The 11,743-nt window shown below is 33.7% G+C and carries 7 protein-coding genes; 5 read left to right on the top strand and 2 right to left on the bottom strand.

The features are described from left to right. Positions 1 to 261 precede the first annotated feature (261 nt). Positions 262 to 1,908, top strand: a complete 1,647-nt coding sequence (locus tag ACZ0AH_RS10705; RefSeq protein WP_463475792.1) for a tetratricopeptide repeat protein — start codon at positions 262 to 264, stop codon at positions 1,906 to 1,908. A 12-nt stretch (positions 1,909 to 1,920) separates the two neighbouring features. Here the strand turns inward: ACZ0AH_RS10705 and ACZ0AH_RS10700 are convergent, their stop codons facing one another. Both ACZ0AH_RS10700 and ACZ0AH_RS10695 read right to left on the bottom strand, forming a co-directional pair. Next, complete coding sequence (locus ACZ0AH_RS10700; protein WP_463475791.1) at positions 1,921 to 2,619, bottom strand: LytR/AlgR family response regulator transcription factor; 699 nt, start codon at positions 2,617 to 2,619, stop codon at positions 1,921 to 1,923. Next, the gene (locus tag ACZ0AH_RS10695) at positions 2,609 to 3,622 is read right to left on the bottom strand and encodes a sensor histidine kinase (RefSeq protein WP_463475790.1); all 1,014 of its coding nucleotides are present in this window, start codon (positions 3,620 to 3,622) and stop codon (positions 2,609 to 2,611) included. The genes ACZ0AH_RS10700 and ACZ0AH_RS10695 overlap by 11 nt, the downstream gene beginning before the upstream one ends. A gap of 141 nt (positions 3,623 to 3,763) precedes the next feature. Between ACZ0AH_RS10695 and ACZ0AH_RS10690 the strand changes: the two genes are divergently transcribed. The 4 genes from ACZ0AH_RS10690 (at position 3,764) to ACZ0AH_RS10675 (ending at position 11,665) form a co-directional block, all read left to right on the top strand. After that, a complete protein-coding gene (locus ACZ0AH_RS10690; RefSeq protein WP_463475789.1) occupies positions 3,764 to 5,311 on the top strand; it encodes a serine hydrolase in 1,548 nt (515 codons plus the stop codon). Between the two features lie 156 nt (positions 5,312 to 5,467). Then, complete coding sequence (locus tag ACZ0AH_RS10685; protein WP_463475788.1) at positions 5,468 to 6,160, top strand: response regulator transcription factor; 693 nt, start codon at positions 5,468 to 5,470, stop codon at positions 6,158 to 6,160. Then, positions 6,150 to 7,517: a HAMP domain-containing sensor histidine kinase gene (locus tag ACZ0AH_RS10680; RefSeq protein ID WP_463475787.1), complete on the top strand. Its 1,368-nt coding sequence runs from the start codon at positions 6,150 to 6,152 to the stop codon at positions 7,515 to 7,517. The genes ACZ0AH_RS10685 and ACZ0AH_RS10680 overlap by 11 nt, the downstream gene beginning before the upstream one ends. A gap of 932 nt (positions 7,518 to 8,449) precedes the next feature. Next, entirely contained in the window at positions 8,450 to 11,665 is a 3,216-nt protein-coding gene (locus tag ACZ0AH_RS10675; protein ID WP_463475786.1) for a TonB-dependent receptor, read from the top strand. The last annotated feature ends 78 nt before the right edge of the window (positions 11,666 to 11,743 follow it).

The following is an 11,743-nucleotide window of genomic DNA, read 5'->3' as shown; positions in this document are numbered from 1 at the left end:
ACATTTGTATAACAACAAAGCATAAACAATTATAAATAAAGGCTTTATGGGATTTATTTTTTGAGCTCCGGCAGATTTAAATTAGAGTCCGAATAATCAATTTACAACATTAAAAAATAGTTTTTGATGGGTTTGCATTCCTTTAAAATCAAAAAAATACAGACTCCATAAAGTGCTGAAAAAGGATTTTTATAAATCGGATAAATGATACTCCCGAAACTCAAAAATTATTCATAGTTTAGCCGACAAAAACAATTTTAATTGAAGCATTTATACTTCTCCATAGCGATTTTTATCTTTTTTTGCGAAGCTCTTTTTTCGCAAAATACTGATCGTTTAAAACTTCAATATGAAAGAGCTTCTGATGCTGATAAAAAAGTGGATTTGCTTATTCAGACCGGACATATATTTGAAAAAAAGAACTTAGATTCTGCTCTGTTTTATTATAAAAAAGGTTTATCGTTCGAAAAAAAAATCACTGATACGATTTTGGCCAGACTTTATTCGAATATAGGCAATGCCAGTCTCCTTAAAGGAAATATTGATATATGTCTCGATTATCAGTTAAAAGCACTCAAAATTTATGAGCAATATCCTCCACAGCAAGATATTGTAAGGGTTTACAATAGTATCGCACTGGTGTATTTTTTTCAGGGAGATTTTTCAAAAGCACTCGTAAAATTTAATCAGGTTAGGGTTTTATTGGATAAAAAAATCATAAAAGATCCTGTAAAAGTTCATATGATTCAGGGTAAAGTGCTTAATAATATTGGTATTATATATGACAATAAAAAAATGGGCGATCTTGCACTTGAATATTTTATGCAGGCCTCTACCCATAGCAAAAAGGCAAAAGATAATGAAAATCTGTCTTCGGTATATTCGAATATGGGTATCATTTATCTCAAAGGAAAACGGTACGATCTTGCCGAAGCCATTTTTATAGAAGCTCTTAATTTGCGAAAAAAAGAAAATAACATATTAGGTTTATGTAAATCGAATTACCATTTAGGAAGGCTTTATAAAGAAAAAAAGGAATTTGAGAAGGCGGAAGAATATCTGCTTCAGAGTCTTAAATATTGCAAACAATCTAATACATCGTCTTCACGGGCATCTGTTTTAGAAGAACTTAGCCTTGTAATGGCCGGAAAAGGAGATTATAAAAATGCTTATAATTATCATGTTGCCTACAAACAATTAAGTGACAGTCTTTTTAATAAGGAAAGCCAGCAAAAAATTACGCGTGCCGAAATGCAGTATAAGTTTGATAAGGAAAGTCAAGCTGCAAAAATTGCACAAAATCACAGGGAACTTGTTTATGCAATTATTGCTATTGGATTAATTCTGGGAATTATTATTGCCATTATTATGTATCGACTTCAGGAAACAAAGGCAAAGATTCAGCAATTGGCAAAAGAAAGTGCAGAACTGAATAATAAAGAACTTTCTTTAAGAGAAAACACTTTAAAAAGAGATTTGGAGTTTAAAAATAAGGAACTCACCACCAATATTATGTATTTACTAAAAAAGAACGAATTCATTATCGAGATTTCGAACAGATTAGTTGCATTAAAAAAGGAGATGAAAAAAAGTGATCAGGAAACGATACAAAAAATAATTGTCGATATTAAAAATGCTCAGGATGATGATATCTGGAAAGAATTTGAAGTCCGTTTTAGCCAGGTTTATAATGATTTTTACGAACGTTTAAATAGTAAATATCCTGATTTAACACTTAATGAGAAAAGAATCTGCGCCTTTTTAAGACTAAATATGACTACTAAAGAAATCTGCGCCCTTACACGTCAATCTTATAATAGTCTGAATGTGGCACGGGCAAGATTGAGAAAAAAACTGAACATTCAGAATGAAGAAATTAATCTGGTTACTTTTTTAGAAAACATCTAGATTTTTCTGAATTTAATAGCCTAATAAAGTTCTCACTTTTGTTTTGTAAGTTTCTCCAATTGGCAAGCGTTGTTTGCCAATAACAATTTTGCCTTTTTCGAGATAATCAATCTTGTTGAAATTAACGATAAAAGATCTGTGAATGCGCAGAAAGTGATCTGAAGGCAATTGTAACTCCATATTTTTCATTGTTTCGAGCGTAATTATTTTCCCAGATGTTGTAAAAAAGATTAAATAATCGCCCAAAGCTTCAATATACAAAATAGACGAAAGATCTGTTTTATGAAGTCTATGTTCTGTTCTCAGCATTAAATGACCCGGACAAATCTCTGTATTATTGTGGATTCTTTCTTTGGCTTTGTTTGCCGCGATGAGAAAACGATCAAAAGTTATCGGTTTAAGCAAATAATCTACAACATCATTATTAAAACCATCCAAAGCATATTCCGGATAAGCAGAAGTAATAATGACTTTTGTTGCTGTTTCTTTTATGAGTTCCATTACTTCGATTCCCCTTATTTCCGGCATTTGAATATCCAAAAAAAGAAGATCCGCATTTCCTTGTAAAACTGCTTTTATGGCCTCGGCAGGAACGATTGTTTTTAGAACAAGCACAAGACCTGGAGTTTCAGACACGTAAGATGCAAGCAATCGTATTGCCGGATGTTCGTCATCGAGAATGATACATTTTATAAGTCTGTTATCTATCATTTTTAATGGTCAGTTTTATAATAAACCAATCTGCTTTTTCTTCAATAATTAAAGTATGATTGTTTGGATAAAGCAAGTCCAGCCTCTTTTTTACGTTTTCAATTCCAATTCCGCCTACAGAATCTGTTTCTGTTTTTGAGATTACGTTTTCGCAAAGTAAAAACAAATGTTCTGCATCATTTTTTATGATTATTTTCAACCAAATTTCATCTAATTTTACCTGACCATGTTTGAAAGCATTTTCTATAAAAGGAACTAATAATAATGGAGGAAGCAATTGCTGATGATCCAAAATATCTATTTCAAACTCAATTGCAGAAGGTTTTTCAAACCGGAGCTGTTGCAAATAAATAAACTTTTCCAGATAATCGATTTCCTTTTCCAACGCAATTTTTTCATCTGCATCATAAATCATATAGCGCAATAATTCGGCAAGATTGGCAATTGCAGGAAGCGCGTGATTGCTTTGTTCATGAACAAGTGAATATATATTATTGAGATTGTTAAACAAAAAATGCGGATTTACCTGCGATCGTAAAAACAATAATTCGGTTTGTCTGTTTTGCAATTGCAGCTTTACATTTTGCAAATCACGGTATTGCGAATATCTGATAAAATAAAAGACAACGCCAAATGCAATATTGAGTCCTATTGGGAATAAAATAGTATAAAAATGATTCCGCGTTCTTAAAGGTACATTTTCTATAAAACCTGTCCAGATAAAACTTAAGCAAAAAAAAGAAACCGAAAGTGCCAGAATTAAAACTAAAATTATCAGCATCTTTTTCAAAGGATAAAACCGATGCAAAATCAAATAAGTACCAAACGCCAAACTGTAGTAAAGCATTATATTGATACTCAATCGAAGCTTATCTTTTAAATTATAACTTTCATGAAGAAAACCAAAACGACTATGAAGCATATCCGGCAGCTGACGCATTGCGAACGAAAGCATATAAAAAGCCAAAAATGTAATGGTAAATAAAAAAAATCTCTTTTTCATAAACACAAAGTTATACTATTAAAGATTCTGATTTTAGAATTTGCAATCGTGTTTGTCGATGTTTTTTCCGTGTTCAACGAAAAATTAAAAAGCGCTTTTCTGTTTCCTGTTTCTTTGATACTAAATCAATTAAACATCACCATGAAAAACCTCATTCTTTATCTCACAACTGCTATACTTTCACTTATAATGAATTATTGCAGCGCTCAGGAAGTCAATTCTAATCTGAAAAATTATTTTGATGTCCTTGAAAATTCAAAACAGCATAACGGAAATATCCTTGTTGCTGAAAACGGGAAAACTGTAATCCAATTTTCTTCCGGATATGCTAATTTTCCTTTAAAACAGATTTCTACAGCTAACTCAAGGTATAATCTTGCTTCGATTTCAAAAGTAATTACTTCAACGGCAATTTTACAGCTTCGGGATAAAGGGAAATTCAAACTTGATGATCCTTTAGTTCTATATTTGAAAGATTTTCCATTTAAAGAAATTACCATCAGACATCTTTTAACGCACACATCTGGTTTACCGGATCTTGAACTGTTTGAGGATTTGGTAAAATCGTTTCCCGATACAATTATTACGAACCGAAATGTAATTCCCGAACTTCAAAAATGGAAACGCGGTTTGTATTTTAAACCCGGCGATGAATTTAGATATTGCAATACCGAATATAATGTACTGGCGCTTCTGATCGAAAACAGAAGCAATTTAAAATTCGAAGATTATCTGAGGAAAAACATATTTCGTCCTGCCGGAATGCAGCATACTTACGTGAGTATTTATCCTGATTTTACTAAAAATGATAAATTGGCGGTTATCGCACATATAAAAGCGCATCCCGGATATGATGACAAATATAGCCCTGCCGATTCGATACCTCGATATAAATACCTTAACTATAACAACAATGGTACTCTTGGACAGGGAAATGTAATAACGACAACCGGAGATTTATTGCTTTTTGATCAGGCATTTTTTAAAGGTAAATTAATCAAAATTACATCTGTTAACGAAGCTTTAACTCCGCTAACGCTTAACAACGGAAGTCATTATTACAGCGACAGAATGGATACGCTTGACGGCGAAGGAAAAATGACATACGGATTAGGCTGGGAAATATTTGAACAGCCATTATACGGAAAATCTGCAGGTCACGGCGGTTATAAAATTGGTCTTACGACATTTTATTGGCACAATATGGCCAAAAATCAGGTAGTTTTGGGTTTTGATACTACTGCCGGAAGTGAATTTGGTCGGTTTATGGCTTCTTCAATTGCTATTTTAAATGGAAAAGAACCATTGGAATTAAGAACTTCAAAATCACTCGTTACGCTTTACGGAACTGCATTAGTAAATAATGGCGTTGATTATGCTGCCACGGTTTTAAATGCATATAAGGGAAACAAAAAATATTATTTCAGTGAATGGGAAATGAATGAATTGGGTTATAATCTGTATTATATGTCAGCATTTAAAGGACATCAGGAACTTGCTTTGGAAACATTTAAACTGGCCACTTTTCTATTTCCCGATAGTTTTAATACGTATGACAGTTACGGACAATTATTAATGGAATCGGGCAAAAATGAAGAAGCGGTCAGAATGTACAAAAAGTCGATTGAACTGAATCCGGATAATGAAGAAGGAAAACAGAAACTAGCGCAATTGCTAAAAGAAAAATAGTTTAGTGTTTTAATCTTTATGCTTTTGAATCCATAATAAAACTCAAGGTTTTTAAATGCATTAAGAGTTTCTTACGTGTTATTTCTTTTATAATTTTTATTGGAGGTAAATACTTTTAGCTACTTTTATCACAGCAAATTTGATTACTATTCGGTTATGAATAAAGTATTATTAGTTGAGGATGATCCAAGAGTTGCGTCTTTTATTACAAGAGGACTTGAGGAACATTTATATGAGGTTAAGACGATTACAAAAGGTTTTGAAGCCATAAAAGAGGTGATGGAGCATGACTATAATATTATAATTCTCGATATTATGCTTCCGGATATTACGGGTTTTGAGGTTTGTGAAGTCTTAAGGAGCCGAAAAATAATTGTTCCGATACTTATTCTGAGTGCACTTGATACGCCACATGAAAAGGTGAAAGGATTACAGGCCGGAGCTGATGATTATCTGGCAAAACCTTTTTTGTTTGAAGAACTTCTCGCCCGAATTAATGCACAGCTTCGTCGCACAGAATTCAGTAACGGAATTTTGGATTTTCAATCCTACGCCGGAATCGAAATCAATATGAAAGAACAAAGCGCCACTAGAGACGGAAAAGAACTTAACCTCTCATCACGAGAACTGAAGCTTTTGATTTTCTTTATGAAAAATCGCGAAACCGCTTTATCCCGAGTTGCAATTGCACAAGCGGTTTGGAATGTTGATTTTGATACCACGTCAAATACGGTTGATGTTTATATTAATTATTTGCGAAATAAAGTAGATAAGAACTTCCCTACTCCGCTGATTCATACTATAAAAGGTACCGGATATATGCTCAAACAAAAGAGTTATGAATCTTAAAAATAAGTTAGCTGTCAATTCTACTTTGCTTTTTGCATTGACCGTTGGACTTCTTATGGCTGGTTCTTTCCTCCTTTTCAGAAATCATATGAAGGATCTTTATTATGATAATCTGGAAGATCATGCTATGACAACTGCGCTTTTTTATTTTGAAAAAGATGAGATTAAAGAAATTAACAGCAAGCGTTATCACCAAATTGAGATTCAATATAATCGAATCAATAATGAATCGATTCGTGTTTATGATGCCAAAACCAAAAAACTTTATGTTCATGATACTATTGATATCAAATTAAGTGATCAATATTTAAATGCAATTACAAAAAATAAAATTCTGCATTTTACGCTGGATCACAGACAATTTGTTGGTTTGTTTTATAAAGACAATCAGGGCGATTTTATCATTGTAGTTTCGGGAATTGATCGAGCCGGAAACCGACAACTGGAAATTCTTGGTTTTATGTTTTTGCTGTTTTATTTGGCGGGAATTCCGCTGAATTATCTTTTAGGAACTTTTTTGGCCAGACAAACTTTTCGTCCTTTTACAGATGTTATTGCAAAAGTAAATACAATAACGACAGAAAATCTTCATTCGAGATTAGACGTTCCGCAAACAAGCGGAAAAGGTGAAATTAAAGAATTGGTTACGACTTTTAATTATCTTCTGGAAAGACTGGAAAGCGGCATTATGATTCAGAATAATTTCCTTAAAAATGCTTCGCACGAACTAAAAACGCCGCTGACCATTATTATTGGAGATATTGATGTTTCGCTGCAACAGCCCAGAACTAACGAACAATATGAGGAAATATTAAAATCGCTCAGAAAAGATACTTTACATTTAAAAGCTACTTTAGAAGGACTTTTGGTTTTATCCGGATTAGAACTTTCAGAACCACAGCAAATGGAAAACATCAGAATTGATGAAATTTTGTGGAATGTTCTTGAAAAGAAAGCTATTGAATATCCGGAATCTAAAGTTTCTGTAAATCTGAATGCGATTGCTGATCATGAAGATCTGCTTTCTGTTTATGCAAATAAACACCTGCTTTTTATCGCGATTTATAATATTCTGGATAATGCGATTAAATTCTCATTTCCGGCGCAAGTCGAGATTTCTGCTTTTTCTGATAAAAGAAAACTGTTGATAAAAATTACAGATCACGGACCCGGAATTTCGGAACGTGATAAAGATTCTATTTTTGATCTGTTTTTCAGAAGTGATCATACGCGCCATATTCAGGGACAAGGATTGGGACTTTTTATTACAATGCAAATTCTTAAACTTCATGATATAAATTTAATCGTGGAATCTGAACTTGAAAAAGGTACTTCGTTTTCATTGGTGTTTCCTTAAAGAGTTTGCTAGATTTTTTTTGTTTCACGCAGATTTTGCAGATTTAAGCATATTAACTTTTATTTTTTTTCTGTCTCGCAGATTTGGCAGATTTAGCAGATTTTTTTTACCAATTAGATCTGCTAGATCTGCAAAATCTGCGTGAAAAAATTCTTAACCCAAAGTAACCACAATCTTGTCATCCCGAGGTACGAGGGATCTCCGCAAGAAACTCCGCAAGAAACTCCGCAATCAAAATCGTCAATCATTGTAGAGCTACTTACGAAGATCCCTCGTACCTCGGGATGACAAAAATGCGCAGACTACTCTCGCAGATTTGTCAGATTGAGCAGATCTAATTCTAAATTTGATAAAATCTAATTGGCAAAAAAAATCTGCTTAAATCTGCAAAATCTGCGTGAAAAAATTCTTAACCCAAAGTAACCACAATCTTGTCATCCCGAGGCACGAGGGATCTCCGCAAGAAACTCCGCAATCAAAATCGTTAATTTTTGTAGAGCTACTTACGAAGATCCCTCGTGCCTCGGAATGACAAAAATGCGCGGACTACTTACGCAGATTTTGCAGTTTGAGCAGATCTAATTCTAAATTTGCTAAAATCTAATTGGCAAAAAAAAATCTGCTTAAATCTGCAAAATCTGCGAGAAAAAATTCTTAACAAATTGCTACTTTACGTTGTCCTTTTTTACAATGCGTAACATTTACGTAACACTCTAATCTTTTTCTAATCTACTTCAAATGTTAATCTAATCTATTTAATTTTAGCTTTTTACATAAATAGCTGATTTTAAAGAGTTCATTTAATTTCAACCCAATAACACATTCGTAATTCTACCTTAACAATAAATTGTTTTATGATTTTAAGTTAACAAAAGCGTTAAATCTTATCGAAACAAACTGGGTTTCTTTGTCAAATAAAAACTAAAAACAACATGACAAAACTCAAACTCTTTTTTTCGGCTTTCATGCTTCTTGTTATGGGAAACATTTTTGCCCAAATTACAACCTCATCTTTATCTGCAAAAGTTAATGATGGTACAAGCCCACTTAGTGAAGCTGAAGTTACGTTAACGCATTTACCTACTAACTCGGTTTACAAAGCTACAACTGATAAACAAGGCAGATTTAGTTTCGAAAATTTAAATGCCGGCGGTCCTTACGAATTAGAAATTAAAAGTTCAGCCACTAAAGATTATTCTAATGCACAAATATTTTTAGCACTTGGCGATAATGATTTGCCAACAATTGTGGTGAGCAAAGCTGATAATAATGTTCTGGAAGAAGTAGTCATTACAAGTTCTAAACCTTCTTCTAAAAATAACGGAACCAATATTAATGAAAAACAGGTAAACGGACTTCCGTTAATCAACAGAGGAATTCAGGATGTTACCAAACTGGTTCCTCAGAGTTCTAACAACTCATTTGCCGGAACTAATTTTAGATACAACAACGTAACTATTGACGGTTCTATCAATAATGATGCGATTGGTTTTAGTCCTTCTTTGGGTGGACAATCCGGAACTTCGGGAATGCCCGGAAGCAGTACGCGATCCAATTCTATAAGTCTTGACGCGATACAGGATATTCAGGTTTATATTGCTCCTTATGATATTAAATTAGGAAATTTTTTAGGAGGAAGCGTAAATGCTGTAACCCGCAGCGGTACAAATGAAGTGAGCGGATCTATTTATAGTTATGGCCGAAATGCCGCTCTTACAGGTCCAAATAACGCTGGTGATGGTTCTAAAATGCCAAGTTCTTTTGGAGATTATCAGGTTGGTTTCAGATTGGGTTTGCCAATTATTAAGGATAAATTGTTCTTTTTTACGAATATGGAATATGCTGAAAGAACTGATCCTTTGTTTTATAATGCGGGACAAACAAATTCTAACGGAAAATTAACGTCATTGGTTGATAACGCTACAGCGGAACAAATTTCGAATTTCGTTAAAGCAAACTACGGATTCGATCCGGGAAGTTATGGAGCTTACAACAACTTTGCAAAAAGCCAAAAATTCTTCAATAAATTAGATTGGAAGATTAACGACAAAAATTCTCTTTCGTTAAGAAACAATACGGTAATTTCTCAGGCTTCAAATTTAGAGCGTGATGCGGCAAACTTCAGATTTTCAAGCATGGATTTTACGCAGAAAAACCAATCTATCAGTACGGTTTTAGAATTAAAAAGCCATTTTAACAGCCAATGGTCAAACTCATTTATTGCCAGTTATTCAGCCATTAAAGATTATCGTGATCCAAAATCAAGCAATATTATGTTCCCCCAAACAGAAATTGGTTATAACGGAGGAACTATTTTCTTAGGAAATGATCGTGAAGCAACTGTTTTTAATATGAAACAAAACACAGCTGAAATTACAGACAATCTTACGTATAAAACCGGAAACCATACCTTCTTGTTTGGTACGCACAACGAATTCTACGATATTAATTACGGATTTGTAAATGCCCTTAACGGAAGAGTTTCGTACAAATCCCTTGCAGATTTCATGAATAAACTTCCTACTCGCGTTCGTGGAACGTATCCTTTTGACGGTTCTACAAGAGATGATATTTTCAATAATCCGTATGCTAAATTCAAAGTAAACTTATATAGTGTTTATGCACAGGATGAAATCAGAATTGGTAATAAATTAAAAGTTACGCCAGGTGTGAGAATCGATTATACAGATTTACCAAATAAACCTAAATTAAGCCCGCAAGTAGAAAATTCTCCTGCAGATCCTAATTACGGTAATACATATACATACACGCCATTAAGTCAAATCAAAAACAATTTTTTCAGCACGGCTTTAGTTTCTCCAAGAGTAGGATTTACGTATAACGTAAACGAAGATAAAACATTGGTTTTAAGAGGCGGATCCGGAGTATTTACAGGGAGAATTCCGTTTGCATGGTTAGGATATGCGTATTATAATGATGGCGTAGGTTACGGAAGTTACGACAAAAATAACCTTACTCCTGCTCAGGTTGCAGCAGCCGGCGACCCTTTGGCAACTGGCGGTTTAAACGGTTATCATGACGCAACTCCAAAGGTTCAAGCCGATTTAGTTGATAATAAATTTAAAATGCCGGCAGTTTTAAGAAACTCATTGGCTATCGATAAAATCATCGACGGATATAAATTTACAACCGAAGGTATTTATACAAAAGTAATTCGTGATCTTGAATTTCAACAAGTAAATAAGTTAGACAATCCTACTTATTTTTCTTATGACACGAATCATCAAATGCCAATTTATGCAGCGAATATTAATCCTGCTTTTTCAAATGCTTATTTATTGTCAAATACAAGCAAAGGATACCGATATAGCATTACGGAGATGATCTCAAAAACATATGATTTTGGCCTTAATTTTATGGTGGCTTATACGTATGGAGATTCTCGCGATGTTACAAACGGAATTCGTAATTCTATGGAAAGTAACTTTCAAATGAACCAATCGTTGACACCAAATGATCCTCAATTGGCGACTTCTAACTTTAATATCAAACATAGAATTGTTTCTAATGTAGGATATGCTGTAAAAGTGGCTGACAACAATGTTTTATCTGCTAATGTGTATTTTAATGCACAATCAGGAAATCCGTTTTCATGGGGATTTGTAAACTCAACAATTGCAGGAACAGGACAAGCAGCCGGATTGGCTTATATTTTTAAAGATGCGGCAGAAGCAGCTAAATATATTGGAGTAAGTTCAACAGGAGTTCCTTCAGCGACAGCGGCTCAGCAAGTTGCAGATTACGAAGCTTTTATCAATGGAAATGATTATTTGAAAAGCAGAAGAGGAACTTTTACAGAAAGAAATGGCGATGTTACACCATGGAATATTCAGGCAGATTTGAAATTAATGGATGAAATTAAAGTTTCAAAAGTTGGTACATTCCAGATTTCTTTCAGCATGGCAAACATCGGAAACCTTATCAATAAAGATTGGGGAAGAAGTTATTTTGTTCCAAATACATACAATTCAACAGCAAATCTTGGGTTAACAAAATCAGGAAATTTAGGCGGAGTTGCTACTGGCGATCCAACATATACTTTCCAAAAACCAACATCTGCAGCTTATAGTATAGATCAATTAGCCTCAAGATTCCAAGGACAACTTGGCGTTAGGTATTCGTTCTAAAGATTGTGTTTTATTTTTTTTTATTGTCCCCCAGTTTCGAGCGGTTGAAACTGGGGGATTTTTTTGTCTGATATAATT

The sequence above is a fragment of the Flavobacterium sp. AC105 genome (assembly GCF_979258495.1).
This window is presented reverse-complemented; position numbering and strand designations above follow the sequence as displayed.